Source organism: Lelliottia sp. RWM.1 (assembly GCF_016859735.1).
In the GTDB taxonomy this organism is placed as follows: Bacteria; Pseudomonadota; Gammaproteobacteria; order Enterobacterales; family Enterobacteriaceae; genus Enterobacter.
In genome coordinates this window covers 61,560-87,033 of sequence record NZ_WLVC01000013.1, presented here as the reverse complement: position 1 = coordinate 87,033, position 25,474 = coordinate 61,560, and the positions used below count along the sequence as shown (strand labels likewise).

Below are 25,474 nucleotides of genomic sequence, written 5' to 3'. Positions count from 1 at the left end.
CATACACTAGCCTCGACGTTAACTATATGTAAACAGGAAGATATCTATGTCACAACTCGTTCATTTCCAGGGCAACCCGGTTGCTGTTGCAGGTTCCATTCCGCAGTCTGGCAGCAAAGCTCAGGCTTTTACTCTGGTGGCTAAAGATCTGTCTGACGTCACGTTGAGCCAGTTCGCCGGCAAACGTAAAGTCCTGAACATTTTCCCAAGCATCGATACCGGTGTATGTGCCGCATCCGTGCGTAAATTCAATCAACTGGCCACTGAAATGGACAACACCGTTGTCCTGTGTATTTCTGCTGACCTGCCGTTTGCACAATCTCGCTTCTGCGGCGCAGAAGGTCTGAGCAACGTCATTACCCTGTCAACACTGCGCAACCCTGATTTCCTCGAAAAATACGGTGTTGGTATTTCTGAAGGTGCGCTGAAAGGCCTGGCCGCGCGTGCGGTGCTGGTCATTGATGAAAACGACAACGTCGTATTCAGCGAGCTGGTCAATGAAATCACCACCGAGCCAGATTACACTGCGGCACTCGATGTGCTGAAAGCGTAATAACAACGCTACGCTTTATACAGCTTAGCAAAGTTATGAAATAAAAGGATTTAGAACGGTTCTTGTCATTATTCTGACGGACTGGATACTCAGAACCTCGCCACGGCGGGGTTTTTTAGTCATTAAAAGCTGAATCGTTAAAGCCATCATCATCAAAAATCACATTCCCACTGCAATAACACAGCAATTATTTCTATATTAAGAGATCTAAATCTCATATTTCATGCCAAAAATGCACATTTCCTCATCAGGTGAGGAACATCACATTTATCAATGCCACGAATCATTAGATTTTCCTTGAAAAGAACATAATCGTTTCAGCAAAAAGGATGCAAAATGAAAATAAAATTGGCGTTAACGGTACTTGCGGTGCTTATTTCCGGCCATGCTGCGGCTAAAACCTGGGTGCTGACAAGTGCTGAAGACAGCATAGAGAAAGGAAACTGGAAGATTTCAAGCGAAGAGCTGAAGGTCAATGATAAACATTTCAGCATTGAACAGAACGTGCTTCACGGCGGCAAACAAGAAGGCAGTAAAGTCATCATCATTCGCAGCAAAGATGGCCTGACTATCACGTTAAGTCCAAGCCGTGGAATGAATCTGTTACGAATTGAAGGCTTTGGCTCGAAGATGGGATGGGATTCCCCTGTCAAAGAGGTCGTCAATCCGGCCTTTATAAACCTCGAAAGCAGGAATGGTTTAGGCTGGCTGGAAGGTTTCAATGAAATGATGGTCCGTTGCGGATATGAATGGACAGGCCACCCTGTTACGGCGGACGGACAAATCTACACTCTGCATGGTAAAGCCGGGAACACGCCAGCGTCACGGGTAGAAGTTGAGGTTTCGGACGTCGCCCCACATGAAATCCGAATCCGTGGTCTGATAAAAGAGAGTACCTTTAAGAAAGCCGATTTACAGACGATGACGGAACTGCGTTACGTACCGGGTAGCAACAGTTTCAGCCTGCATGATGTTTTGACCAATCATGCGGACTACCCGCATGATTATCAGATCATTTATCACAGTAACTTCGGGACCCCCATTCTGGAAGAAGGCGCTCGTTTCCTGGCCCCCATATCAAGTATCAGTCCATTCAATGAGTATGCAAAAGCCGGTCTGAATACCTGGCAGACCTATGCAGGCCCCACCAAAGGCTTTGATGAGATGGTCTTCAATATGAAACCCCTTGCCGATGAAAACCATGAAACGCTTGCAGCAGTGGTGAATAAAGCTGGCGATAAAGGCGCTTCTATCCAGTTCGATACACGCCAGCTTCCGGTATTGACCTTATGGAAAAATACTGACACCCATAAACAGGGCTATGTTACAGGAATTGAGCCGGGAACCAGTTACGCCTACCCGGTGACGATTGAACGCGAACAAAAACGCGTGAAACAACTTCAGCCCGGCGCCAGCACTCAATTTGATCTGACCTATACCCTGCTTTCCGGCAAGGATCAGGTTGCTGCGGTAGAAAACAGAATCGCAAAAATTCAGGGCAATACGAAAGTGGAGGAAAGCGCCACTCCAATCGCGACGGAATAATTCAAAAAAAAGCCTCCATCACGGAGGCTTTTATACTCTTATTCATCGCCCTTCTTCTGATTCAGCCCGTACTCGCGAAGCTTGTTCGCAATCGCGGTATGAGACACACCAAGGCGTTTCGCCAGCTTACGGGTGCTTGGATAGCTACGATAAAGCTGCGTCAACACCGAGCGTTCGAAACGGCTGGTAATGTCATCAAGCGAACCTTCCATTGCCTCTTCACCTACTGATACTGTCCCGGCATCATAGTCTGGCAGAAGAATATCCTGTGGACGTAACTCGTAGCCTTCCAGTTGCGTCAACGCGCGATAGACGGCATTTTTAAGCTGACGAATATTGCCCGGCCAGCCATAACGCGTCAGTACCACGCCCAGGTCGGCGGACAGTTTCGGCCGCGGCACGCCTTGTTCGTCGGCGAAACGCGCCACAAATAGCTCTGTCAGCGGCATGACATCTTGTGGGCAATCACGCAGTGGCGGAATATTAAGCGTCAACACATTCAGGCGATAATAGAGATCCTCACGGAATACCCCTTTCTGCACCAGCTCGACCAGGTTTTTCTGCGTCGCACAAATCACACGTACATCAACATGAACTTCATGATCTTCCCCAACACGACGGAACGTCCCGTCATTCAGGAAGCGCAGCAGTTTTGCTTGCATGCGCGGCGACATTTCACCGATCTCATCCAACAGGACAGATCCGCCATTTGCCTGTTCAAAAAAGCCTTTTTTCCCTTCAGGGGCATGGCCGAACAACTCGCTTTCAACAGCGTCTTCAGGTATGGAGGCACAGTTAAGCGCCAGGTAAGGTTTTGCCGCTCGCGGGCTGGCTGAATGCACTGCATGAGCCAAAAGATCTTTACCCGTACCGGTATCGCCGGTAATCAACAAAGGCGCCGTCAGATTGGCGAGCTTACGTGCCTGCTCTACCACATGGCGCATTTTAGGACTGACGGCAATGATCTGGCTAAATGCTCCAACATCCTGGCTGGACAGGTTTTGCAGTTGACGCCCCATGCGAACCGTCGAACGCAGCATGATCACCGCACCGGTCAGCACTCTGGTTTCATTTTCCCCTTTCAGGTGAACCGGCGTAATTTCCATCAGGAAATTTTGTCCATTAATCACGACATGCTCGCTGTGCGTTCCTTGCGGATTACTTTCCAGCCAACGCTGGAAATTAAAACCGGGGATCAACTGCATCGCATGATGGTGAGTGAGCTTATCCTGGCTTTGGGCAAATAACTGGCAACTCGCCTGATTCACACGCTCGACTTTGCTTTTTAAATCCAGCGACAAGAACGGCTCAGGCATGGCTTCCAGCAAGGCACTCAGTGCCAGGTGCTCACGTTCAGAAGGCATCCACGGAATGGTTCGGACATCCGTAACGCCAGCGATACGGCGGATCTCCGCCATCAGGCTGCTGAAGGTATTAAATTCAATTTCGGCAAAATTGAGGTAAATTCGCCCGACAGGATCGATCTCAATGCCACGTAAATCAATGCTACGTAAAACAAGCAGATCGAGTAACTCGCGGGTCAGACCGAGACGGTCTTCACAAAACACTTCCAGACGCATGGGAAATTCACCGTTTAAGCCATTAACATTAAAATAATAAGTCAGAATGCGGTGATCGGGAAGATGGCTGTCAACAAATATTGACAGCCTGGTGCTTTATTGGACTATTTCAGTTCCGTGGGTGGGATGATCATGCAAAGCATACTGTACGGTGAGCTCGCCTTTTTTCGCTTTGACTTTGGTGATCAGTATTTCGCCCACATCACCAGTATTGACGACATGCGTTCCTCCACAGGCATAGTCCGGGAGCGTCCCCCATGTCACTTTTCGTCGCCCCTCTTCTTCACGCAAACTCCGCGCAAGATGACGACTGACAATCTCGTTAGCGCCGGCAGAAAAATCGTCTGCTGTTACGGGATGCGTTACATCGGCGGGTTTAAATACGATCCGGCCCTCACCCGGTTTATGGTTACCCTTGTAGCCAAACCAGCAGTATTGCTCACCAATACAAGCGATAATATGTCCTGCCGAGTGATAACGCGAATGGAGGCTTCGGCGCTTGCCGTCAATCTGAATACTTACCGGGCCAGGTTCAACCGCCTTTTCCGTGAAATGGATGACATCCCCCTCCTCCTGAACAGCCTGCAACATGATTGCCGTGTCAATCCGCCCAGTATCAGACATCTGGCCGCCGCCCTGTGGATGGAAAAGTGTCGCGGCCAGGACAACCCGAAAGCGTCCATCATCTGCGGGTGTACAGCTCAGCACCTGAGTCTGCATGCTCAATTCGTCGCTGTAGTAATAGGCCCTTTCAGTCATTTCTCGCTCTTCGTAAATTGCTGGAGTGCAGAAAGCGTCGTTGTCGACCCGCCGCAAACAATAACCAGGACATCGTTCATTTCGTGCAGTGGTAATTTTTGTGTGTAAAGCAGCGCAAGCGCTGCGCCGCACGCGGGTTCAACCAACGTGCGGTGGTCGTCAGCAAAGGAGAGGCATGCGTCCACAGCTTCCTGGTCGCTGACCGTCCAGGGTTCGATGCGCATTTCTCTGGACCACTCAACGGCACGCTGGCACACCTGCCGCGCGCCCAGGGATGTTGCCACCCCTGTCAATGCGGGCAGCATGACCGGATATCCCGCCTGATGCGCCGCCTTAAACGATGTCATTCCTTCTGTTTCTGCGGTAAATACCGGTATATGCCCCAGTCCGTTACGCTGTAGTCCCTCACACACACCGGAAAGCAAACCACCGCCGCCAACCGACAAGATGACTGCGTCTGGCTTCACGCCATCAGAGGCCACCTCGTCAATTAAGGTCGCATGCCCTTCCCACAAAAGAGGGGAATCAAATGGATGAATAAAGGCGTCGTCTTTGGTCGACACGGACAAGGCAAACTCATGCGCTTCAGCCCACGATTGCCCATGAACCTTCACCCCAGCCCCCTCCAGACCCAGCAGATAGCGGGCGCGTTCAGACGTCGTTTCAGGCACAACGATGAGGGCAGGAATGCCCAGTTTTCGCCCGGCATAAGCCACTGCCAGCCCCGCATTACCGCCAGAAGATGAGATAAAACGCTGCGCCCCCTGTGCGGCGTAGTATTCGCAGGCGTGCCCGACACCGCGCATTTTGAAGGAGCCAGACGGTTGCATGGCCTCCATTTTCATCCATACACGTGTGTTATTCCGCTGGCCCAACGGAAGAGATTCAAGAAGTGGAGTATTAATGCTTAACGACATGATTTTTGATCCCTGAGGTAACGGGCTACTTATTGTAGTTTTTGAGTTCATCGAGGTAGTTATAGATGGTGTAACGCGTCACACCCAGTGCTTCAGCCGCTTTCTCGACGCCCCCCTTGATCAGGAAAATACCTTTTTCCTGCATGCTCTTAACCGCCATCATGTTGGCGCGTTTCACATCAGTACGACGATGGCCGGGCTCCAGCGCGGTGGTCGTTTTAATTATGTCCTGCATCAGCCCCTCGATATTGCCAGGTGCGGTTTCCGTCTGCGGTAGGGTGTCGGCGCGGACAGCCTGTTCAGGTGTCACCCCGGTCAACGTGAACAAGGTTTGCAACGCGTTCTCTATGCCAGTGTTGTCGACGTTGATACAAAGCGCGGCGTAGGGCATTCCCTTCGCATCACGATAGATCGCCGTACTGCTGCGCATGGGTTTGCCTTCTCGCGTCCAGGTCACGTAATCCAGTAATAACGTCACAGGCTCATCCCTGTTTTCCATCGCATCGATAAACGCCCTGTCAGTGCGCATGCCAGCCAGGACAGAGTCCCCTTTCTTGCGCCCGGTGACATGAGCGTTGGCAATCTCAGCAATGGAATAATCAAGATGGCGTAAATCATGAAGCACGATTTCTGTATTGCGTGACACCACGCTGCCCATTACACGAATAGCGGCCGACAGTGCCTGAAGTAATGCTTGCAGGTGTTGTTCTTCCGGAATGCTTGCCATAACGTCTACTTAATGTTGAGGTGACTTAAACAATATGTTGAAGTAAATTAGCATAGCGCGCCTTAGTTGATCAACAAATCGTTTATCAATAGGGGAAAATGCGCTGACTCATCAACATAGTGTTGATGAGCCAGAATAGCGGAATTACGGTGTTTTTTTGTTTAGGGTGTCTTTGAGTTGGCCGACTAATTCGCGACGAAAATCACCCAGTCGCGGCTTATCGCCGTCGATCCACGGCAGCGGCCGGCAAAGCTCCATTGCTTTAATCCCCAGTCGCGCCGTCAATAACCCCGCACCAATACCTTGTGCCGCTCGCGCGGAAAGACGCGCCGCAAGATCCTGCGACATCCAGTCCATCCCGACTTCGCGAACCAGTTCACTCGCGCCCGCAAAGGCAATATTCAGCAGGACAAGCTTAAACAGTCGCAGACGGCTGTAGTAACCCAGTTCAATACCGTACAGGGTGGCAATGCGGTTAATCAGACGTAAATTGCGCCAGGCAATAAACGCCATATCAACCAGTGCAAGCGTGCTGACGGCAATCATCAGCGTGGATTCTGCGGCCGAGCGGCTGATCTCCCGCCGGGCCTGTGCGTCCAGAACGGGCTGTACCATATGGGAATATAATGTCACCACTTCCCGGTCATTTTGGGTTTCATGGATGGCGGCGTACCAGCGCTGAAGCGCGGGATGCGACTGGTCTATCCCGGCCTGGCTCGCCAGTTTTTCACAAAATGCACGGCCTTTACCGGCGGCGTGGCTGTGCAACAGGTCGCGCGCTTCATCACGCTCTTGCGCGCGCTGGCGCAGACGCCACAGCCGACGCCACTCTGTGGCAACGGACCCTACGCCAGCACCAATCATCAGCGCCCCGGCGGCCCCCCCCCCCATCGCCACCCAATCCTGGGTTTGCCAGGCCGTGGCAGCCCACTGCACACCTTGTCCCACCACACTCACGCCGAAGAGTGCTAACCCCGCGGTGACCATCCTGCGCCAGAGACTGCGCTTAGGCCGCAAGGCGGCTTCAACTGCGGCTTCAGCCTGCCCTTCGTCCGCAAGTTCCTCTTCCTTCAGTACAGGTGCAAAATGTTCGGCTTGCGGGCCACTAAACGTTTTCGCCATTTTTAACGCGTCGTTCTGCCCGGGCTCAAGCGGCCCGGAAAAATCAATCCGTGGCTTCAACGGTTCCGTCATCGCAGTTTATCTCCAATCAAAAACTCCAGCGCGGCATCAAGACGAATATGCGGCAGCGGCTGGTCAACATTCATGGCCTGAGGGCGGAATGCCTCAAACTGGAAGCCCTGGTTTTGCCAGAATGCCTGACCAGGCAAACGTGCAGGCACTTCCCCAGGATAGACAGTGAGCGGCTCTCCATCGCTCAGTCGGTTTCCCCGCAACGCCGGGATCTTCTCGCCATTCAGATCAATCAACCCACTCTGCGTGGCTTGCACCGAGGCCAACCCCAGGCAATCCATGCTGATACCTTCAAAGGCAGCATTTTGCCAGGCGTCCTGTACCAATTGCTGTAACAACGACACCATATTAGCGTGCTGATCAAGGGTCACATGGTCCGCTTTCGTGGCAGCAAACAGCAATTTGTCGATAACAGGCGAGAACAGACGGCGGAATAAGGTCCGTTGCCCATAGTGAAAACTTTGCATCAGTTGCGTCAGTGCCAGACGCATGTCATTGAACGCCTGTGGCCCGCTGTTGAGTGGCTGGAGACAATCCACCAGCACAATCTGACGATCAAATCGCAGGAAGTGATTTTTATAAAAACCCTTCACCACTTTTTCGCAGTAATAGTTGTAACGCTCGCGAAGCATACCGGCATTGGTGTGTTTGCCCGCTTGTGCCAGCTTCGACTCTCCTGTGGCATCCACTCCCGGCCACGGGAAAAACTGCAACACCGGCGCTCCAGCCAAATCCCCCGGAAGGACAAAGCGCCCCGGCTGGATAAAATGCAGCCCCTGCTCTTTGCATTGGTGCAGATACCCTGTCCAGGCTTCAGCAATCAATGCCAGACGGTTTTCATCCGCAGGTGCGAGCGGGTCCAGGCCGTCACACAGCTCACGCCATTTTGCCGACCACTCCGCGCGGTGACACTGTAACAAACCGGTCATTTGCCGCGACCAGCTCAGGTAATCCTGCGCCAGCATCGGTAAATCCAGCAGCCATTCCCCGGGGTAATCCACAATTTCGAGGTAGAGCGTGGAGGTTTCTTTAAAATGACGCATCAGCGAGTCATTGGAGCGAAAACGAAGTGCGAGTCGGATCTCGCTTACACCGCGTGTGGGTGTCGGCCATGCAGGGGGCGAACCGTACAGTTGCGCTAATCCTTCATCATAGGTGAAGCGCGGAATACCAAAATCTCGCTGTGGCACGCGTTTAACACCCAGCAGCCGTTCTTCACGCACCGCACTGAGCAGAGGCAGCCTCGCTCCGGCGTGCAAATTAAGCAGTTGATTAACCATCGCAGTGATAAAAGCCGTTTTACCGCTACGGCTTAGTCCCGTAACGGCCAGGCGTAAGTGACGATCAACACCCCGGTTGACCAAAGAATTGAGTTCGTTTTTAAGTCGCTTCATCGCCGTCCTTTTTGCCTGAAGGCGTTTGTGTTCTTAAAAATATGACATGGGGGCTATGTGAAAGGAATAAAACCTTAGTGAATATCGGCACGCACCGTTGCGTGCCACAGGAAAGTTACTTCAGTTTTCCAGAGAGTCGACCCGCCAGTTTTCTGAGCATGGGCTCCAGCACCACAGCCAATAACATCCTGACCGGCTTGCGGGCAACAGACTTCACCGCCCAGCCGGCAACACCTGCGGGGCCATAGCGTAATGCAGTCAGCAGGACCAGTTTACCTGCTATTTTCAGGCCGGGTTTAACCCTCTGCCCCGCCTGTTGCCAGGAATAATTCATTCATATCCTCTCTTAAAGCTGACGGAAACGACTTCTCAACGTAAACGTATCAGACGTTACATAGCGTTCCATTTCGCGCAAACGGCGCTCTCCGGCTGCCAGTTCAGCATCAACAGCACTCAGTAAATCACTGCTGGTTGGTCCGCGTTCTCCCGCCAGTTCAGCATCAGGCATAGGATCAAGCACGAACGATAAAATGATGTAGGCCACCAGAGTGATGAACGCCAAACCAAAGAAAATCGACAGTACCGTCACAACGCGCACCAGTTTCACCGGCACGTCCAGATAGTGGGCCAGTCCGGCGCAGACGCCGCGAACCATGCCTTGCTGTGGGATACGCCACAATTTTTTGTTCAGATTCAGTCCTGCCATTAACGATCCCTCCAGTTCGGATGCTCCGCGTCCAGGATGGCTTCCAGCGCCTGAATGCGTTCGCGCATTTTTTTCGCATCATCAGATAGCTGCGCCAGACGCTGCTGTTCACTCTGAGACAACTCACCTTGTGAAGAACGATTGCTGTAGTGCAACCATAACCAAATCGGCAGCACAAACAGCACGAAGATGGTCAGGGGAATAGCCAGAAAAAGCGCGCTCATGTGTACTCCTTGTCTTTCGGTACGCGGCGGCATACTCAGATGCCGCACACTTTATTATTCGTTATCTTGCTTCATTTTGGCTTTCAGCTGCGCCAGTTGCTCACTGATTGCATCATCTGCTTTCAGATCAGCGAATTGTTGATCCAGCGTTTTTTGCTTACCAAAGCTGTGACTTTCCGCTTCGGCTTCCATCTGGTCAATCCGGCGTTCAAAAGACTCGAACCGGGCCATTGCTTCATCAAGCTTGCCGCTGTCCAGTTGACGGCGTACATCGCGTGAAGAATTTGCCGCCTGGTGTCGTAACGTCAGTGCCTGCTGGCGTGCACGGGTTTCACTGAGTTTATTTTCAAGCTCCGCAATCTCTTTCTTCATGCGTGAAAGTGTATCGTCTACCAGCGTCACTTCATGCTCCAGAGAGGTGACTAAATCCGTGAGCTTCTGTTTTTCAATCAATGCTGAGCGGGCCAGATCTTCTTTATCTTTGCGCAGCGCCAGCTCGGCTTTTTCCTGCCATTCGTTGAGTTGCGCAGTAGCCAGTTCAATGCGGCGTGTTAGCTGTTTTTTCTCAGCCAGCGCCCGCGCAGAGGTGGAGCGCACTTCAACCAGCGTATCTTCCATTCCCTGAATCATCAGGCGCACCAGCTTTTGCGGATCTTCCGCTTTCTCCAGCAGAGAGTTGATGTTGGCGTTCACGATGTCGGCAAAACGAGAAAAAATACCCATAATTCAATCCTCACAGTTCTGTTATCGGGCGATGCCCTGCTGTAGAGATAATTCAATTTACGTGCCAACTTTTTATCTTCTTGATTTACCTAATTCTGTTTGATTTTAGAACAGTAACACTCTACTCTCACCTGGTGAATATCACTAATGAATGGTGAATTTAACCATGGCCGAATTTAAAGATAATCTGCTGGGTGAAGCCAACAGCTTTATTGAAGTACTGGAGCAGGTTTCCCGCCTGGCCCCCCTTAACAAACCGGTATTGATTATCGGAGAACGTGGCACGGGCAAAGAGCTTATCGCCAACCGATTACACTTTTTATCTTCCCGCTGGCAAGGGCCGTTTATTTCCCTCAACTGCGCGGCGCTGAATGAAAATCTTCTCGATACCGAACTCTTCGGCCATGAAGCGGGCGCATTTACCGGCGCACAAAAACGCCATCCGGGTCGCTTTGAACGCGCCGATGGCGGCACGCTGTTTCTGGACGAACTGGCGACAGCCCCGATGCTGGTGCAGGAAAAACTGCTGCGTGTGATTGAGTACGGCGAGCTGGAGCGTGTGGGCGGAAGCCAGCCTTTGCAGGTTAACGTCCGGCTGGTTTGTGCCACCAACGCCAATCTGCCGCACATGGTGGCTGAAGATAAATTTCGCGCTGACCTTCTTGACCGGCTGGCCTTTGATGTCGTGCAGTTGCCGCCGCTGCGAGAACGCCGCAGTGACATCATGCTGCTGGCGGAGCAATTTGCGATCCAGATGTGCCGCGAACTTGGGCTGCCGCTCTTTCCCGGTTTCAGCGACTATGCGAGCGAAACCCTGCTGGCGTACCACTGGCCTGGCAACATTCGTGAACTGAAAAATGTTGTGGAACGTTCTGTCTATCGGCATGGCAGCAGTGAGACGGAGCTGGACAATATCATTCTTGATCCTTTCCAGCCCACGACCCGCCTCAGCACGTTGCCAGCACCCCCAACGGATGCCCCTTTACTCCCACTGGATTTGCGCCAGTTTCAGCACCATCAGGAACAACGGTTACTCGAACAGAGTCTGAAGCAGGCGAAATTTAACCAAAAACGGGCGGCTGAACTGCTGGGTCTGACCTACCATCAATTAAGGGCATTGCTCAAAAAGCATCAAATGCGCTGACATTATCAGCACTTACCCGCAGACATTTTTACGAAGCAGGTGTAAGTGCGATACACTTTGCAGATCGAACCTAAAAACCTTAAAAATTATGCGTCTGGTTTTATCGTCCCTGTTTGCACTCGGTCTGTACAGCAGTCTGGCCTTCGCTGCGCCTGAACGAGCTGCGCTTCCTGATATTCGTGATAGCGGTTTTGTCTATTGTGTCAGCGGACAAGTAGACACCTTTAACCCGCAAAAAGCGGGCAGCGGGTTGATTGTCGATACCCTCGCGGCTCAGCTTTATGACCGTCTGCTGGATGTCGATCCTTATACTTATCGCCTGGTCCCGGAGCTTGCCGAAAGCTGGGAGGTGCTGGATAACGGCGCAACCTACCGTTTTCATCTGCGCGATGACGTTGCTTTTCAACATACGCCATGGTTTACCCCAACCCGTAAGCTTAATGCGGATGATGTCGTCTTTACCTTCCAGCGTATCTTTAATCGCAACCACCCCTGGCATAACGTCAACGGGGGCAGCTTCCCCTATTTCGATAGCCTGCAATTTGCCGACACCGTCAAAAGCGTACGCAAGCTGGATAACCGGACGGTAGAGTTCAGCCTGACACGCCCGGACGCCTCTTTCCTGTGGCATCTGGCAACACACTATGCATCCGTCATGTCTGCTGAGTATGCCGCGCAGTTGACCAAACAAGACCGCCAGGAGCTATTGGACAGACAACCTGTTGGCACAGGCCCATTCCAGATGGCCGAGTACCGTTCCGGGCAATATATTCGCCTGCAACGCCACGAACATTTCTGGCGGGGCACACCGTTGATGCCGCAAGTTGTGGTTGATCTCGGCTCCGGTGGAACGGGCCGACTCTCCAAACTGCTGACCGGCGAATGTGATGTTCTCGCCTGGCCTGCTGCAAGCCAGCTCACCATCCTGCGTGACGATCCGCGCCTGCGTCTGACATTGCGCCCTGGTATGAATATCGCTTATCTGGCGTTTAACACCGATAAGCCGCCACTGAATAACCCAGCCGTTCGTCATGCACTGGCGCTGGCGATCAATAATCAGCGTCTGATGCAGTCGATCTATTACGGCACAGCAGAAACGGCTGCATCGATTTTACCTCGCGCATCATGGGCCTATGACAGTGAAGCAAAAGTCACTGAATACAATCCGGCGAAAGCCAGAGCACAGCTCAAGGCTCTGGGTGCGGAAAATCTCACGTTACAGCTCTGGGTTCCGACCAGTTCACAGGCGTGGAACCCAAGCCCGCTGAAAACCGCTGAACTGTTGCAGGCTGATATGGCGCAGGTTGGCGTGAAAGTGATCATCGTTCCTGTTGAAGGTCGTTTCCAGGAAGCGCGTCTGATGGACATGAATCATGATTTAACTCTGGCTGGCTGGGCCACCGACAGTAATGACCCGGACAGCTTTTTCCGTCCATTGCTGAGCTGTGCAGCCATTAACTCGCAGACTAACTACGCTCACTGGTGTAATCGTGAGTTCGACGCAGTGCTGCAAAAAGCACTCTCTTCACAACAGCTGGCCTCGCGTATCGATGCCTACGATGAAGCGCAGAACATTCTTGCGAAAGAATTACCCGTGTTACCGCTTGCCTCCTCTCTGCGCCTTCAGGCATATCGCTATGATATTAAAGGGCTTGTTCTGAGTCCGTTCGGCAATGCCTCCTTTGCGGGCGTTTCACGCGAAAAAGAACAAGAGGTGAAAAAACCGTGATTATTTTTACCTTGCGTCGGTTACTGCTGCTGCTGATTACGCTCTTTTTTCTGACGTTTATCGGTTTCAGCCTAAGTTATTTCACCCCACATGCCCCGCTTCAGGGCTCGTCATTGTGGGACGCATGGCTGTTTTGGTTTAATGGTGTGCTGCACTGGGATTTTGGCGTCTCCAGTATTAATGGACAGCTCATCTCCGAACAACTGAAAGAGGTTTTCCCGGCAACCATGGAATTGTGCATCCTGGCGTTTGGGTTCGCACTGATGGTCGGTATTCCCGTTGGTATGCTGGCCGGGATTTACCGCAATAAATGGCAGGATAAGTTTATCAGCGCCCTTGCCCTGCTTGGCTTCTCGATTCCTGTTTTTTGGCTGGCCCTGTTGCTGACGCTGTTCTTCTCGCTAACGCTAGGCTGGCTGCCAGTTTCTGGCCGTTTTGACCTGCTCTATACCGTAAAGACCGTGAGCGGATTCGCGATCATCGACGCCTGGCTCTCAGACTCGGTCTGGCGGCATGAGATGATCATTAGCGCACTGCGCCATATGGTGTTGCCGGTTCTGACGCTTGCCGTTGCCCCCACAACGGAAGTGATTCGGTTGATGCGAATCAGCACCATTGAGGTGTTTGATCAGAACTATGTGAAAGCTGCTGCTACGCGAGGTCTCTCTCGCCTGACAATTTTGCGCCGCCATGTGTTGCACAATGCTCTACCCCCAGTGATCCCCCGTCTTGGACTGCAATTTTCAACCATGCTGACACTGGCCATGATCACTGAGATGGTCTTTAGCTGGCCTGGACTGGGACGCTGGTTGATCAATGCCATTCGTCAGCAGGACTATGCCGCTATCTCTGCGGGTGTCATGGTCATTGGTTCGCTGGTCATTATTGTTAACGTGCTCTCCGATATTCTGGGCGCGATGGCTAACCCGCTGAAGCATAAGGAATGGTATGCCTTACGATAGCGTTTACAGCGAAAAGCGCACGCCGGGTGCGCTACGCACCGTGTGGCGTAAATTCTACGGTGACACGACAGCGATGATCGGCCTTTACGGCTGTGCCGGGCTGGTATTGCTGTGCGTCTTCGGTTCATGGTTTGCACCTTACGGTCTGGATCAGCAGTTCCTTGGCTATCAGTTACTGCCGCCATCCTGGTCCCGCTACGGCGAGGTCTCTTTCTTCTTAGGCACAGACGATCTCGGACGTGATGTGCTGAGCCGCCTGCTGAGCGGTGCTGCGCCTACGGTAGGCGGGGCATTTGTGGTGACGTTAGCGGCCACAATTTGCGGACTGGCACTGGGCATCTTTGCCGGTTCGACTCGCGGCCTGCGTTCGGCGGTGCTGAACCATATTCTGGATACGCTGCTTTCAATCCCGTCCCTGCTGCTGGCCATCATTGTCGTGGCGTTTGCCGGGCCACATCTTTCCCACGCCATGTTCGCCGTCTGGCTGGCAATTCTGCCCCGTATGGTTCGTTCGGTTTACAGCATGGTGCATGATGAACTTGAGAAAGAGTATGTTGTTGCCGCCCGACTGGACGGCGCGACGACGATGAATATTCTGTGGTTTGCCGTACTGCCTAATATCGCCTCTGGTCTGGTGACAGAAATTACACGCGCCCTCTCAATGGCGATTCTGGACATTGCCGCACTTGGTTTTCTTGATCTTGGTGCTCAACTTCCGTCTCCGGAATGGGGTGCAATGCTCGGCGATGCACTGGAACTGATTTATGTCGCCCCCTGGACGGTCATGTTGCCCGGGGCCGCCATTATGGTCAGCGTGTTGTTGGTCAACCTGCTTGGCGACGGAATTCGCCGGGCGATTAATGCGGGGGTGGAATAATGCCGTTACTCGATATCCGCAATCTGACCATCGAATTCAAAACCAGTGAAGGCTGGGTTAAGGCTGTTGACCGGATCAGTATCACGCTTGCAGAGGGTGAGATTCGCGGTCTGGTCGGTGAATCAGGATCAGGAAAGAGTCTGATCGCCAAAGCCATTTGCGGGGTGGCGAAAGATAACTGGCGCGTGACGGCAGATCGTATGCGCTTTGATGACATTGACCTGCAACGCCTCTCCCCGCGCGAACGCCGCAAGCTGGTGGGACACAATGTCTCCATGATCTTTCAGGAGCCGCAATCCTGTCTCGACCCGTCAGAGCGGGTGGGGAAACAGCTGATGCAAAATATCCCCGGCTGGACATATAAGGGGCGTTGGTGGCAGCGTTTTGGCTGGCGTAAGCGTCGGGCAATTGAGCTATTGCACCGTGTCGGGATTAAAGATCACAAAGATGCAATGCGTAGCTTCCCGTATGAACTGACCGACGGTGAATGTCAGAAAGTGATGATTGCCATTGCGCTGGCTAACCAGCCACGTTTGCTGATTGCCGATGAGCCAACAAACGCGATGGAGCCGACCACTCAGGCGCAGATTTTCCGACTGTTGACTCGTCTGAATCAAAATAACAACACCACCATTTTGCTGATCAGTCATGACCTCCAGATGTTGAGCAAATGGGCTGACAAGATTGATGTCATGTACTGCGGGCAGACGGTAGAAACGGCCATCAGTGAAGAGCTGGTCACTACGCCACATCACCCATATACCCAGGCATTGATCCGCGCGATTCCTGATTTTGGTAGTGCAATGCCGCACAAAAGTCGTCTTAATACCTTACCTGGCGCAATCCCATTGTTAGAGTCACTACCGATTGGTTGCCGCCTGGGGCCACGTTGCCCCTATGCCCAGCGCAAGTGTATTGAAACACCGCGGTTAATGGGGGCCAAAAATCATCTTTATGCCTGCCACTTCCCGCTGAACATGGAGAGAGAGTGAAATGGTCGAAACGTTGCTGGAAGTGCGTAATCTGCGTAAGACCTTTCGCTACCGTACCGGTTTGTTCCATCGTCAGACGGTTGAAGCCGTGAAGCCGCTGAGCTTTACCCTGCGTGAAAAACAGACGCTGGCGATAATTGGCGAGAACGGCTCCGGAAAATCTACGCTGGCGAAAATGCTCGCGGGCATGGTAGAGCCTTCTGGTGGGGAAGTCCTGATTGACGATCATCCCCTGACATTTGGTGATTACTCCTTCCGAAGCCAGCGCATTCGAATGATCTTTCAGGATCCCTCGACGTCGCTTAACCCTCGCCAGCGCATTTCACAGATTCTGGATTTTCCATTGCGCCTGAATACCGAACTGGAGCCCGAAGAGCGCCGTAAACGGGTCATCGAAACGCTTCGTTTGGTCGGGTTACTGCCGGATCACGTCAGTTACTATCCGCATATGCTGGCGCCAGGGCAAAAGCAGCGTCTGGGACTGGCCCGCGCGCTTATCCTGAGGCCGAAAGTGATTATTGCTGATGAAGCCCTGGCCTCACTGGATATGTCGATGCGTTCGCAGTTAATTAACCTGATGCTGGAATTACAGGAAAAACAGGGTATCTCTTATATCTATGTGACCCAGCATTTAGGCATGATGAAACATATCAGCGATCAGGTGCTGGTCATGCATCAGGGTGAGGTGGTTGAACGCGGAAGCACTGCCGATGTAATGGCCTCTCCGCTTCATGAACTGACAAAGCGCCTGATTGCCGGGCATTTCGGTGAAGCATTAACCGCCGATGCGTGGCGAAAAGACCGATAACTACGCCGCCTAAAAGTGGTCGGATTAACTATGCACGCGACACGTGATATTATCGCCGCGTTTTAACGACGATTGTCCCAACGAGATGACGATCGCCACAACAATGAATATAAGGATTAAAGCTATGGGTTTTCTTTCCGGTAAGCGCATTCTGGTGACCGGCGTTGCCAGCAAACTGTCCATCGCATACGGCATCGCACAGGCTATGCATCGCGAAGGCGCTGAGCTGGCGTTCACCTACCAGAACGACAAGCTGAAAGGCCGTGTTGAAGAGTTTGCCGCGCAGCTGGGTTCCAGCATTGTTCTGGAATGTGATGTTGCTAAAGACGAAAGCATCGATACCATGTTTGCCGAACTGGCAAACGTATGGCCAAAATTTGATGGTTTCGTACACTCCATCGGCTTCGCTCCTGGCGACCAGCTGGACGGTGACTACGTGAACGCGGTAACCCGTGAAGGCTTTAAAATCGCTCACGATATTAGCTCCTACAGCTTCGTTGCGATGGCAAAATCATGCCGTACCATGCTGAACCCAGGTTCTGCACTGCTGACCTTGTCTTACCTGGGTGCAGAACGTGCCATTCCTAACTACAACGTTATGGGGCTGGCAAAAGCCTCACTGGAAGCAAACGTGCGCTATATGGCGAACGCGATGGGTCCTGAAGGCGTACGTGTTAACGGTATCTCTGCTGGCCCAATCCGTACTCTGGCGGCATCTGGTATCAAAGATTTCCGTAAAATGCTGGCGCACTGCGAAGCGGTTACCCCGATTCGTCGTACTGTTACCATTGAAGATGTGGGTAACTCCGCAGCATTCCTGTGCTCTGACCTTTCCGCGGGTATCTCCGGCGAAGTGGTTCACGTCGACGGCGGTTTCAACATCGCAGCAATGAACGAGCTGGAAATTAAATAAGTTGTCACTCTCTTCCCTTTTCGGGAAGAGAGTTTTCTCCTCTGTGCAATCTCTTCGTTATTCCGTTCTGCTATTTGTTATCACCTAACAATATTTTTCCCATCACTCGCCTTACGCCAGGATATTGATCGCCATTTGAGATCAAGGAACGCCCATGGAACAGCGCCGTTTTTCCGGCAAAGGCCACTGGTATCATGAAACCCAGTCGAACCATTCACAGGCAGATGTTCTGCCTTTAGTGCCTGAAGCCGCTAACGTCGACGATCGTTTTTTGCTCGATTTAGCCTTACCCAATGAGATTGTCGCCTCCTGTGAGCGCTGGTTTACCCCTGCCAGAGCCTTGTGCCAGCTTCTGTTTCCGCCTCAGGTTTCGGTAAACCGCCTGCATACGTTAAGCGCCTATGACCGATTAAGCACCGCGCTAACCGTTGCCCAGGCGTGCGGCGTTCAGCGGCTTTGTAACCATTATGCCGCCCTGCTCGCCCCGCTCCCTGGACCAGACTCCTCACGAGAAAGCAACCGTCGCCTCGCCCAAATCACGCAATATGCCCGCCAGCTTGCCAGCTCACCCGATGTGATTGACAAGAAAGCGCAACAACAACTGGATGAAGTCGGCCTGACCACTGACGACATAGTGCTGATCAATCAGATTATCGGCTTTATTGGTTTTCAGGCCCGAGTGGTAGCCGTTTTTCAGGCCCTGCTGGGCTATCCTGTTCGTTGGTTGCCAGGACACCATATACCACCTCATGCGCTGATCGGTGATACCCGTCACCAACTGACCTCCTGGGAATCTATCCTGCCGGTAGTCGAGTTGCGCTATGCCAGTGCACAACAGCTTGAATCCCTCGCCCGCTGGCAAAACGAGCCTGAGTTGCAAGTGCTGGTTCCAGTCCTCTGCCATGAATCCAGGCTCCTGGATCTGACAGGCTTGATCCTGACGGGCGGTATTCAGCCCACGGAACAGGGCTCTGTTGACCACAGTGCGCTGCCTGGTGCGATCAACCTGCTGACATGCTCTCCCGATCGGTTCAGCGCCGCACAATTCACGCCGCTCACCGATGATGGATTATCTCCGGTTCAGGTTATTAACCTGCTGACATGGAGTGCTTTTTGCGGGTGGCTCGATCGTCTCAGGGTCGCCCTTGGCAAAGGGGAATAACCGTACTTATTACCTAAAGAGCGCTTGCTGTAGCAGTGAGAATCGCGTAAAACTGTGAGCCGCTCAATGGCTACGAAAATAGAACACTATGCTTCAGGACAACCCGCTGCTAGCGCAGCTAAAACAGCAATTGCATTCCCAGACGCCGCGTGCAGAAGGGGTCGTAAAAGCCACGGAAAAAGGCTTTGGCTTCCTCGAAGTTGATGCGCAGAAAAGTTACTTCATCCCACCCCCACAGATGAAGAAAGTGATGCATGGTGACCGCATCACGGCTGTTATTCATACCGAAAAGGACCGTGAGTCCGCCGAGCCGGAAGAACTGATCGAACCTTTCCTGACCCGTTTTGTCGGCAAGGTGCATAAAAAAGATGACCGTCTTTCTATTGTTCCGGACCACCCGCTGTTGAAAGATGCCATTCCTTGCCGCGCTGCGCGTGGTGTTGATTATGATTTTAAAGAAGGTGACTGGGCCGTTGCAGAAATGCGCCGTCATCCTCTGAAAGGCGATCGCGGTTTCTACGCAGAGCTCACTCAATTCATCACCTTCGGCGACGACCATTTCGTCCCTTGGTGGGTGACGCTGGCACGCCACAACCTTGAAAAAGAAGCACCAGACGGCGTTGCGACCGAAATGTTAGACGAAGGTTTGGCTCGTCGTGACCTGACTGCTCTGGATTTTGTCACGATCGACAGCGCCAGCACCGAAGATATGGATGATGCTTTGTTTGCTGAAGAAGCGGCAGATGGCAAATTGCATCTGACCGTTGCGATTGCAGACCCAACAGCGTGGATTGCAGAAGGAAGTAAGCTGGACAATGCTGCAAAAGTGCGTGCATTTACCAACTATCTCCCGGGCTTTAATATCCCAATGCTACCCCGCGAACTGTCTGACGATCTGTGCTCACTGCGCGCCAACGAAATCCGTCCTGTACTTGCCTGCCGCATGACCATTGCCGCAGACGGAACGATCGAAGACGATATCGAATTCTTTGCCGCTACGATCGAGTCGAAAGCAAAACTGGCGTACGACGATGTTTCTGACTGGCTGGAAAACACCGGTAGCTGGAAACCTGCAAGCGACGCTATTGCGGCACAAATTCATCTGCTGCAACGCATCTGCCTGAACCGTGGTGAATGGCGCAAAACACATGCTCTGGTGTTTAAGGACCGTCCGGATTATCGCTTTGTATTAGGCGAAAAAGGCGAAGTGCTGGATATCGTCGCTGAACCGCGCCGTATTGCGAATCGCATCGTTGAAGAAGCCATGATTTCTGCCAACATTTGCGCCGCACGTGTATTGCGCGACAAACTCGGTTTCGGCATTTATAACGTGCATACCGGCTTTGATCCGGCTAACACTGAAGCGTTGGCGGCTCTGTTAAAAACGCATAATGTGCATGTTGACCCAGCCGAAGTACTGACACTGAACGGTTTCTGCACATTGCGACGTGAGCTGGATGCACAGCCTTCTGGTTTCCTGGATAGCCGCATTCGTCGCTTCCAGTCCTTTGCTGAGATCAGCACCGAACCGGGCCCACATTTCGGTCTTGGACTGGAAGCGTATGCGACCTGGACCTCCCCTATTCGTAAATATGGCGACATGGTTAACCACCGTTTGCTAAAAGCGATTATCAAAGGTGAGTCCATTGAACGTCCGCAGGAAGACACAACTCTGCAAATGGCCGAACGTCGACGCCTGAACCGCATGGCTGAACGTGATGTAGGTGACTGGCTTTACGCTCGTTTCCTGAATGACAAAACGGGTACTGACTTCCGTTTCGCGGCTGAAATTATCGATATCAGCCGCGGTGGTATGCGTGTTCGTCTTGTTGACAACGGTGCTGTTGCCTTTATCCCTGCGCCATTCCTGCACGCTGTGCGTGATGAACTCACCTGCAGCCAGGAAACGGGCACTGTACAAATTAAAGGTGAAACAGTTTACAAAGTCACTGACGTGATTGATGTAAATATCGCCGAAGTACGCATGGAAACCCGTAGCATTATCGCGCGCCCTGTCGCCTGATAACCTGTTAAAATGTCGGTTGTTTCACCTTAGGGCAGCCGACATTTTTAACTTTTATAGCACCCTCGCAAATTCATCATTTTTTCTTACTATTTTCCGCCGCAATACACCCAAACCCGCCAGAATTATCTACAGTAAAAGAGAGCCGTCATATTCGGTTACGTGAATTTTTATCCGGTAAGTATCCTTTTTGTCTCAACTCGTTTTAATATAATAAAACTGGTAAAAAACAATAAGTTCACTTCGGTTTTGCCGCTGCTTTATTACGGAAAAGTCGACTGCAAATGAATAATTTTCGCGCTAATGAGCAGCCGCAGGAGAAAACATGATGGGCGATCTGGAGCAAAATTTGCTGTTTCGTTACATGGGTACGCACAGTCCCTGGTGGCGACTGGCAGCTGACAGTAATGCTCTGCACCTGTCCACCAGCGAAAGCGCCGATGTTATTCAGGTGATCGCACTGAGTGAAGAACAAGCAGACCGCGTTCGGCAACTCACGGTGATTACCTCCAGTATCACAATGACGCTCTCACTGTATGGTGCTGATGTCCCGGTGCATTTGGTCGGACGGAAGATCAATAAAAAAGAGTGGGCGGGTACGGCTTCGGCCTGGAACGACACGCCATCCGTTGCACGCGATCTGGTTCAGGGACTTTCTTTCGCTGAACAAGTCGTTTCTGAAGCTAACTCTGTCATCGTTATTCTCGATCAACACGGCAATATTCAACGCTTCAACCGATTGAGCGAAGAGTATACCGGTCTGAAAGAACAAGAAGTGATTGGACAGAACGTGTTTAAGCTGTTTATGAGCCGGAGTGAAGCCGCCGCGTCAAAACGCAATATTACGGGTTTTTTTCGCAATGGCAGCTCTTACGAAGTCGAACGTTGGATCAAAACGCGCAAAGGACAACGGCTGTTTCTGTTCAGAAATAAATTTGTTCACAGCGGCAGCGGAAAAAACGAAATTTTCCTTATCTGCTCAGGGACAGACATTACGGAAGAACGGCGTGCCCAGGAGCGTCTGCGCGTACTGGCCAATACCGACACCATTACCGGGTTACCCAACCGAAATGCAATCCATGAATTGATCAGCAATGCTATCGACTCGCGTGGTGAGGCACAGGTCGGTGTCGTTTATCTCGATCTGGATAACTTTAAAAAAGTTAACGATGCCTACGGGCATATGTTTGGCGATCAGCTACTGCAGGCCGTTGCGTTGGCGATTCTTAGCTGTCTGGATGAAGGCCAAATTCTGGCCCGCCTTGGCGGGGATGAATTTATCGTGCTGGCCGCAGACACCTCCCAGAGTACGCTTGAAGCGATGGCCTCGCGCATTCTGACACGACTGCGCCAACCCTTCCGTATTGGTCTGATAGAGATTTATACCGGTTGCTCTTTGGGTATTGCTCTTGCCCCACAACACGGTAATGACCGTGAAAGTGTGATCCGCAATGCAGATACTGCAATGTATACGGCTAAAGAAGGAGGCCGTGGAAAGTTTTGTGTCTTCTCACCAGAGATGAATCAGCGTGTTTTTGAATACCTCTGGCTGGACACTAATCTGCGTAAAGCGCTGGATAACGATCAACTCCTGATTCACTACCAGCCCAAAATGACATGGCGGGGTGAAGTAAGAAGTATAGAGGCGTTGGTCCGTTGGCAGTCACCTGAGCGTGGCTTGATTCCTCCGCTTGAGTTTATTTCCTATGCCGAGGAGTCAGGGTTGATTGTCCCACTTGGGCGATGGGTTATGCTTGATGTGGTTCGCCAGGTCGCGAAATGGCGTGACAAGGGGATTAACTTGCGTGTGGCGGTTAACGTTTCAGCACGTCAGTTAGCGGATCAGACCATTTTTAGCGATTTAAAACAGGCATTGAAGGATTTGAATTTTGAATATTGCCCTGTCGATGTTGAGCTGACTGAAAGTTGCCTGATAGAAAACGAAGAGCTGGCGCTCTCGGTGATACAGCAGTTTAGCCAGTTAGGCGCTCAAATCCATCTGGATGATTTTGGCACAGGTTATTCTTCGCTATCCCAGTTAGCCCGCTTCCCGATCGATGCCATTAAACTAGACCAGTCATTTGTCCGGGATATTCATAAGCAGTCGATATCGCAATCTTTAGTTCGCGCTATTGTGGCCGTCGCACAGGCACTGAATTTGCAGGTCATTGCAGAAGGTGTCGAGAGTGCAAAAGAAGACGCCTTTCTGACAAAGAATGGCGTCAACGAGCGGCAGGGATTTCTCTTTGCTAAACCGATGCCCGCAGCCGCATTCGAGCGATGGTTAAAGCGCTATCAATCACGAAAAATGCGCTAGCTGGCTTTGCGCAGTCCCGCAGCCTGGTGGCGATTTTGTAGCATGACCAGGCGCTCCATATAGGCGATATCTTTTGGCTCTAAGCAAAACGCCGCATCAACCCAATCCTCCGTGATATCCATCAACTCACTGCGAGGAAGTTGCAAAACCCGCGTACGAGCGCGAAGCATTGCCCTTACGCCGTTCATCTTCGGTTGCAGAGTGTCTATGAAGGTACGTACCGCGACATAGCTTTGCCCCGGCTCGAACAACACATCCACCAGACCATGTTGCTCATACCATTCCGCCGTGTGTGACTCCCCTTTGTAGATAAGCTCCTCAGCCATCTTCATCCCTGACCTGCGAGCCACAAGTGAGTACCCCCCCATTCCAGGAAACAAGTTAAAAGCAATTTCCGGGAATCCCAGGCGGGAATCTCGTTGAGCAAGAACAAAATGATGCGCCAGTGCAGCTTCAAACCCGCCACCTAGCGCACTCCCTTCAACCATGGCTAATGAAATAGCACCGGTATCAAACCCCCGCGATGCGGCATGTACGCAGTCAACGCAGGCCCTCGCATAAGCGCGTAGTGCTTCCCTCCGGCCGTTTTGAATGCACTCTACGAAGAACTGCAAATCCCCTCCCGCATTGTACATATCGGGCACAAGCGAACCGGTTACCCAAAAATCAACAGCAAAACCCGATTGTCGTACCAGCCAGGATAAGTTCATGATCTCTTCAATCAATGCGTGGTTAAAGCAAGGCCTTGGCTGGGCCCGTAACATCATCCAGACAGTTCGGCGCTCCTCCTCGTAGTAACCCGCGAGTTGAGTGAAACGTTCAGTATCGGTAAACAATGTGCAGGTAGCTTGGTTGATAACTGTCATAGTCTAATTCCTCATATAAAAAAGCGCCTTGCGCGCAGAATTAGACTAATCCACACATATAGATCACTGCATGAGGGTAGATAAATTTATCACTTTCATTTATGTGATTTCGTAAGTGTATTTTTTCCCTTCTCTTTTGAGACCATTTTCTGCATCATTGAAAATATTAACTTTTCGCTCCAGGAGTGAGATTATGTCTTCTATTGATGCACTAACCGTGGCACAACGTATTGATACCGTGCTAGATATACTGGTTGCTGGCGATTACCACTCTGCGATTCGTAATCTTGAGATTTTGAAATCCGAGTTATTGGCCCAGAATAACGGCGCAGATAGCAGCACGCCCGATAGCGCTCAACCTAAAGCCCCCTGGGAAGTGTGAGCACGACGTTTCCGATCTCGTTTAGCTTTTTTTAAATGGATGCTATGAATTCCCGACAACAAATTATTCTGCAAATGGTTATCGATCAGGGACGTGTGAGCGTGGTCGATCTTGCTAAAACGACGGGCGTGTCTGAAGTGACTATCCGTCAGGATCTTAATCTTCTGGAAAAGCAGAGTTACCTGCGGCGTGCACATGGTTACGCTGTACCGCTTGACAGCGAAGACGTTGAAACACGGATGATGAACAACTATTCACTGAAACGGGAACTTGCTGAATTTGCCGCGTCTTTAGTGAATAACGGTGAGACGGTATTTATCGAGAATGGCAGCAGCAACGCCCTGCTGGCTCGCACACTCGCTGAACAAAAAGATATTACTATCATTACTGTCAGTAGCTATATCGCGCATCTGCTTAAAGAAACTCGCTGTGAAGTGATTTTGCTCGGGGGAATTTATCAGAAGAAAAGCGAGAGTATGGTTGGCCCTCTGACCCGCCAGTATGTTCAGCAGGTGCATTTCAGTAAGGCATTTATAGGCATCGATGGCTGGCAGGCAGATACCGGATTCACAGGCCGGGATATGATGCGTTCAGATGTGGTGAATGCGGTGCTGGAAAAAGAGTGCGAAGCCATTATCCTCACCGACAGTTCAAAGTTTGGCGTGGTACATCCTTACATGATGGGACCAATATCCCGCTTCAGTCGGGTAATTACTGATGAACGCTTGAGCGCGGAGCATCGCGAAGCGCTGCAACACGCTGGGCTCTTAGTCGATATTGTTAAAAATCCCACCTAACTCACTCTCTACGCCCGGCTCCCGGGCGTCCCTTCTCTGAGAGAATTCCGAGCCTTCCTTTAAGAGTTTTTACCTGTTTAACTCGCCCTAAACTCGTAAAATTAATGTTAGCGATATAACAGGAAGTGACTATCACCTGCGTGATTACGTAACACCTGCGCAACCAGCTTTCACGGGAAA

At 51.7% G+C, this 25,474-nt stretch carries 25 protein-coding genes; 14 read left to right on the top strand and 11 right to left on the bottom strand.

The annotated features are described in order from the left end of the window. The first annotated feature begins 46 nt into the window (after nucleotides 1-46). Both tpx and GF617_RS12210 read left to right on the top strand, forming a co-directional pair. Entirely contained in the window at nucleotides 47-553 is a 507-nt protein-coding gene (gene tpx / locus GF617_RS12215) for a thiol peroxidase (protein WP_181619610.1), read from the top strand. 336 nt (nucleotides 554-889) lie between these two features. Further along, a complete protein-coding gene (locus GF617_RS12210) occupies nucleotides 890-2,098 on the top strand; it encodes an aldose 1-epimerase family protein (RefSeq protein WP_181619611.1) in 1,209 nt (402 codons plus the stop codon). A 38-nt stretch (nucleotides 2,099-2,136) separates the two neighbouring features. Here the strand turns inward: GF617_RS12210 and tyrR are convergent, their stop codons facing one another. The 10 genes from tyrR to pspA all read right to left on the bottom strand — a co-directional run bounded on the left by tyrR (nucleotide 2,137) and on the right by pspA (nucleotide 10,322). Further along, nucleotides 2,137-3,678, bottom strand: a complete 1,542-nt coding sequence (gene tyrR, locus GF617_RS12205) for a transcriptional regulator TyrR (protein ID WP_181619612.1) — start codon at nucleotides 3,676-3,678, stop codon at nucleotides 2,137-2,139. 96 nt (nucleotides 3,679-3,774) lie between these two features. Further along, a complete protein-coding gene (locus tag GF617_RS12200) occupies nucleotides 3,775-4,437 on the bottom strand; it encodes an alanyl-tRNA editing protein (protein WP_203451750.1) in 663 nt (220 codons plus the stop codon). Further along, entirely contained in the window at nucleotides 4,434-5,354 is a 921-nt protein-coding gene (locus GF617_RS12195; protein WP_203451749.1) for a pyridoxal-phosphate dependent enzyme, read from the bottom strand. Before GF617_RS12195 ends, GF617_RS12200 begins: the two co-directional genes overlap by 4 nt. A gap of 25 nt (nucleotides 5,355-5,379) precedes the next feature. Next, nucleotides 5,380-6,081 (bottom strand): transcriptional regulator, encoded by a 702-nt coding sequence (locus GF617_RS12190; RefSeq protein WP_203451748.1) that lies wholly within the window; start codon nucleotides 6,079-6,081, stop codon nucleotides 5,380-5,382. Nucleotides 6,082-6,225: 144 nt separating this feature from the next. Then, nucleotides 6,226-7,275, bottom strand: a complete 1,050-nt coding sequence (locus GF617_RS12185) for a YcjF family protein (protein WP_203451747.1) — start codon at nucleotides 7,273-7,275, stop codon at nucleotides 6,226-6,228. Beyond that, complete coding sequence (locus tag GF617_RS12180) at nucleotides 7,272-8,669, bottom strand: YcjX family protein (protein WP_203451746.1); 1,398 nt, start codon at nucleotides 8,667-8,669, stop codon at nucleotides 7,272-7,274. The genes GF617_RS12185 and GF617_RS12180 overlap by 4 nt, the downstream gene beginning before the upstream one ends. A gap of 115 nt (nucleotides 8,670-8,784) precedes the next feature. Then, nucleotides 8,785-9,003, bottom strand: a complete 219-nt coding sequence (gene pspD, locus GF617_RS12175; RefSeq protein WP_181619618.1) for a phage shock protein PspD — start codon at nucleotides 9,001-9,003, stop codon at nucleotides 8,785-8,787. 12 nt (nucleotides 9,004-9,015) lie between these two features. Further along, nucleotides 9,016-9,375 (bottom strand): envelope stress response membrane protein PspC, encoded by a 360-nt coding sequence (gene pspC, locus GF617_RS12170; protein ID WP_181619619.1) that lies wholly within the window; start codon nucleotides 9,373-9,375, stop codon nucleotides 9,016-9,018. Beyond that, entirely contained in the window at nucleotides 9,375-9,599 is a 225-nt protein-coding gene (gene pspB / locus GF617_RS12165; protein WP_181619620.1) for an envelope stress response membrane protein PspB, read from the bottom strand. The genes pspC and pspB overlap by 1 nt, the downstream gene beginning before the upstream one ends. 54 nt (nucleotides 9,600-9,653) lie before the next feature. Next, nucleotides 9,654-10,322: a phage shock protein PspA gene (gene pspA / locus GF617_RS12160; RefSeq protein WP_203451745.1), complete on the bottom strand. Its 669-nt coding sequence runs from the start codon at nucleotides 10,320-10,322 to the stop codon at nucleotides 9,654-9,656. Nucleotides 10,323-10,488: 166 nt separating this feature from the next. On the opposite strand from pspA, the gene pspF reads away from it, so the two are divergent. The 10 genes from pspF to pdeR all read left to right on the top strand — a co-directional run bounded on the left by pspF (nucleotide 10,489) and on the right by pdeR (nucleotide 23,249). Continuing rightward, nucleotides 10,489-11,466, top strand: coding sequence for a phage shock protein operon transcriptional activator (gene pspF, locus GF617_RS12155; protein WP_181619622.1), 978 nt, complete (start codon nucleotides 10,489-10,491; stop codon nucleotides 11,464-11,466). An 88-nt stretch (nucleotides 11,467-11,554) separates the two neighbouring features. Then, a complete protein-coding gene (sapA, locus tag GF617_RS12150) occupies nucleotides 11,555-13,195 on the top strand; it encodes an ABC transporter substrate-binding protein SapA (protein WP_181619623.1) in 1,641 nt (546 codons plus the stop codon). Continuing rightward, nucleotides 13,192-14,157, top strand: coding sequence for a putrescine export ABC transporter permease SapB (gene sapB, locus GF617_RS12145; protein WP_181619624.1), 966 nt, complete (start codon nucleotides 13,192-13,194; stop codon nucleotides 14,155-14,157). The genes sapA and sapB overlap by 4 nt, the downstream gene beginning before the upstream one ends. Then, nucleotides 14,144-15,034 carry a putrescine export ABC transporter permease SapC gene (gene sapC / locus GF617_RS12140; RefSeq protein ID WP_181619625.1) on the top strand — a complete coding sequence of 297 codons (891 nt, stop codon included), beginning with the start codon at nucleotides 14,144-14,146 and terminating at the stop codon, nucleotides 15,032-15,034. Before sapB ends, sapC begins: the two co-directional genes overlap by 14 nt. Continuing rightward, on the top strand, nucleotides 15,034-16,026 hold the full coding sequence (gene sapD, locus GF617_RS12135; RefSeq protein ID WP_181619626.1) for a putrescine export ABC transporter ATP-binding protein SapD: 993 nt from the start codon (nucleotides 15,034-15,036) through the stop codon (nucleotides 16,024-16,026). Before sapC ends, sapD begins: the two co-directional genes overlap by 1 nt. A gap of 1 nt (nucleotide 16,027) precedes the next feature. Beyond that, nucleotides 16,028-16,834: a putrescine export ABC transporter ATP-binding protein SapF gene (gene sapF, locus GF617_RS12130; RefSeq protein ID WP_181619627.1), complete on the top strand. Its 807-nt coding sequence runs from the start codon at nucleotides 16,028-16,030 to the stop codon at nucleotides 16,832-16,834. Between the two features lie 124 nt (nucleotides 16,835-16,958). Beyond that, nucleotides 16,959-17,747, top strand: a complete 789-nt coding sequence (fabI, locus tag GF617_RS12125; RefSeq protein ID WP_181619628.1) for an enoyl-ACP reductase FabI — start codon at nucleotides 16,959-16,961, stop codon at nucleotides 17,745-17,747. 154 nt (nucleotides 17,748-17,901) lie between these two features. Next, a complete protein-coding gene (locus tag GF617_RS12120) occupies nucleotides 17,902-18,909 on the top strand; it encodes a CMD domain-containing protein (protein ID WP_203451744.1) in 1,008 nt (335 codons plus the stop codon). An 88-nt stretch (nucleotides 18,910-18,997) separates the two neighbouring features. Beyond that, nucleotides 18,998-20,932 carry an exoribonuclease II gene (locus GF617_RS12115; RefSeq protein WP_181619630.1) on the top strand — a complete coding sequence of 645 codons (1,935 nt, stop codon included), beginning with the start codon at nucleotides 18,998-19,000 and terminating at the stop codon, nucleotides 20,930-20,932. Between the two features lie 325 nt (nucleotides 20,933-21,257). Next, a complete protein-coding gene (gene pdeR, locus GF617_RS12110) occupies nucleotides 21,258-23,249 on the top strand; it encodes a cyclic di-GMP phosphodiesterase (RefSeq protein ID WP_203451743.1) in 1,992 nt (663 codons plus the stop codon). On the opposite strand, the gene GF617_RS12105 is transcribed toward pdeR, so the two are convergent. After that, nucleotides 23,246-24,115: a crotonase/enoyl-CoA hydratase family protein gene (locus GF617_RS12105; RefSeq protein ID WP_203451742.1), complete on the bottom strand. Its 870-nt coding sequence runs from the start codon at nucleotides 24,113-24,115 to the stop codon at nucleotides 23,246-23,248. The two genes, pdeR and GF617_RS12105, sit on opposite strands and share 4 nt — an antisense overlap. A gap of 193 nt (nucleotides 24,116-24,308) precedes the next feature. Here GF617_RS12105 and GF617_RS12100 point away from each other — a divergent pair, with 193 nt between their 5' ends. Together GF617_RS12100 and GF617_RS12095 are read left to right on the top strand one after the other, a co-directional pair. Further along, the gene (locus GF617_RS12100; protein ID WP_203451741.1) at nucleotides 24,309-24,497 is read left to right on the top strand and encodes a hypothetical protein; all 189 of its coding nucleotides are present in this window, start codon (nucleotides 24,309-24,311) and stop codon (nucleotides 24,495-24,497) included. 44 nt (nucleotides 24,498-24,541) lie between these two features. After that, the gene (locus GF617_RS12095) at nucleotides 24,542-25,294 is read left to right on the top strand and encodes a DNA-binding transcriptional regulator YciT (RefSeq protein ID WP_181619634.1); all 753 of its coding nucleotides are present in this window, start codon (nucleotides 24,542-24,544) and stop codon (nucleotides 25,292-25,294) included. Nucleotides 25,295-25,474 lie beyond the last annotated feature (180 nt).

What these genes read in the sequence shown, in the direction of transcription:
- tpx (WP_181619610.1), top strand. Translation starts at nt 47, where the DNA reads ATGTCACAACTCGTTCATTTCCAGGGCAACCCGGTTGCTGTTGCAGGT.
- GF617_RS12210 (WP_181619611.1), top strand. Translation starts at nt 890, where the DNA reads ATGAAAATAAAATTGGCGTTAACGGTACTTGCGGTGCTTATTTCCGGC.
- tyrR (WP_181619612.1), bottom strand. Translation starts at nt 3,678, where the DNA reads ATGCGTCTGGAAGTGTTTTGTGAAGACCGTCTCGGTCTGACCCGCGAG.
- GF617_RS12200 (WP_203451750.1), bottom strand. Translation starts at nt 4,437, where the DNA reads ATGACTGAAAGGGCCTATTACTACAGCGACGAATTGAGCATGCAGACT.
- GF617_RS12195 (WP_203451749.1), bottom strand. Translation starts at nt 5,354, where the DNA reads ATGTCGTTAAGCATTAATACTCCACTTCTTGAATCTCTTCCGTTGGGC.
- GF617_RS12190 (WP_203451748.1), bottom strand. Translation starts at nt 6,081, where the DNA reads ATGGCAAGCATTCCGGAAGAACAACACCTGCAAGCATTACTTCAGGCA.
- GF617_RS12185 (WP_203451747.1), bottom strand. Translation starts at nt 7,275, where the DNA reads ATGACGGAACCGTTGAAGCCACGGATTGATTTTTCCGGGCCGCTTGAG.
- GF617_RS12180 (WP_203451746.1), bottom strand. Translation starts at nt 8,669, where the DNA reads ATGAAGCGACTTAAAAACGAACTCAATTCTTTGGTCAACCGGGGTGTT.
- pspD (WP_181619618.1), bottom strand. Translation starts at nt 9,003, where the DNA reads ATGAATTATTCCTGGCAACAGGCGGGGCAGAGGGTTAAACCCGGCCTG.
- pspC (WP_181619619.1), bottom strand. Translation starts at nt 9,375, where the DNA reads ATGGCAGGACTGAATCTGAACAAAAAATTGTGGCGTATCCCACAGCAA.
- pspB (WP_181619620.1), bottom strand. Translation starts at nt 9,599, where the DNA reads ATGAGCGCGCTTTTTCTGGCTATTCCCCTGACCATCTTCGTGCTGTTT.
- pspA (WP_203451745.1), bottom strand. Translation starts at nt 10,322, where the DNA reads ATGGGTATTTTTTCTCGTTTTGCCGACATCGTGAACGCCAACATCAAC.
- pspF (WP_181619622.1), top strand. Translation starts at nt 10,489, where the DNA reads ATGGCCGAATTTAAAGATAATCTGCTGGGTGAAGCCAACAGCTTTATT.
- sapA (WP_181619623.1), top strand. Translation starts at nt 11,555, where the DNA reads ATGCGTCTGGTTTTATCGTCCCTGTTTGCACTCGGTCTGTACAGCAGT.
- sapC (WP_181619625.1), top strand. Translation starts at nt 14,144, where the DNA reads ATGCCTTACGATAGCGTTTACAGCGAAAAGCGCACGCCGGGTGCGCTA.
- sapD (WP_181619626.1), top strand. Translation starts at nt 15,034, where the DNA reads ATGCCGTTACTCGATATCCGCAATCTGACCATCGAATTCAAAACCAGT.
- sapF (WP_181619627.1), top strand. Translation starts at nt 16,028, where the DNA reads ATGGTCGAAACGTTGCTGGAAGTGCGTAATCTGCGTAAGACCTTTCGC.
- fabI (WP_181619628.1), top strand. Translation starts at nt 16,959, where the DNA reads ATGGGTTTTCTTTCCGGTAAGCGCATTCTGGTGACCGGCGTTGCCAGC.
- GF617_RS12120 (WP_203451744.1), top strand. Translation starts at nt 17,902, where the DNA reads ATGGAACAGCGCCGTTTTTCCGGCAAAGGCCACTGGTATCATGAAACC.
- GF617_RS12115 (WP_181619630.1), top strand. Translation starts at nt 18,998, where the DNA reads ATGCTTCAGGACAACCCGCTGCTAGCGCAGCTAAAACAGCAATTGCAT.
- pdeR (WP_203451743.1), top strand. Translation starts at nt 21,258, where the DNA reads ATGATGGGCGATCTGGAGCAAAATTTGCTGTTTCGTTACATGGGTACG.
- GF617_RS12105 (WP_203451742.1), bottom strand. Translation starts at nt 24,115, where the DNA reads ATGACAGTTATCAACCAAGCTACCTGCACATTGTTTACCGATACTGAA.
- GF617_RS12100 (WP_203451741.1), top strand. Translation starts at nt 24,309, where the DNA reads ATGTCTTCTATTGATGCACTAACCGTGGCACAACGTATTGATACCGTG.
- GF617_RS12095 (WP_181619634.1), top strand. Translation starts at nt 24,542, where the DNA reads ATGAATTCCCGACAACAAATTATTCTGCAAATGGTTATCGATCAGGGA.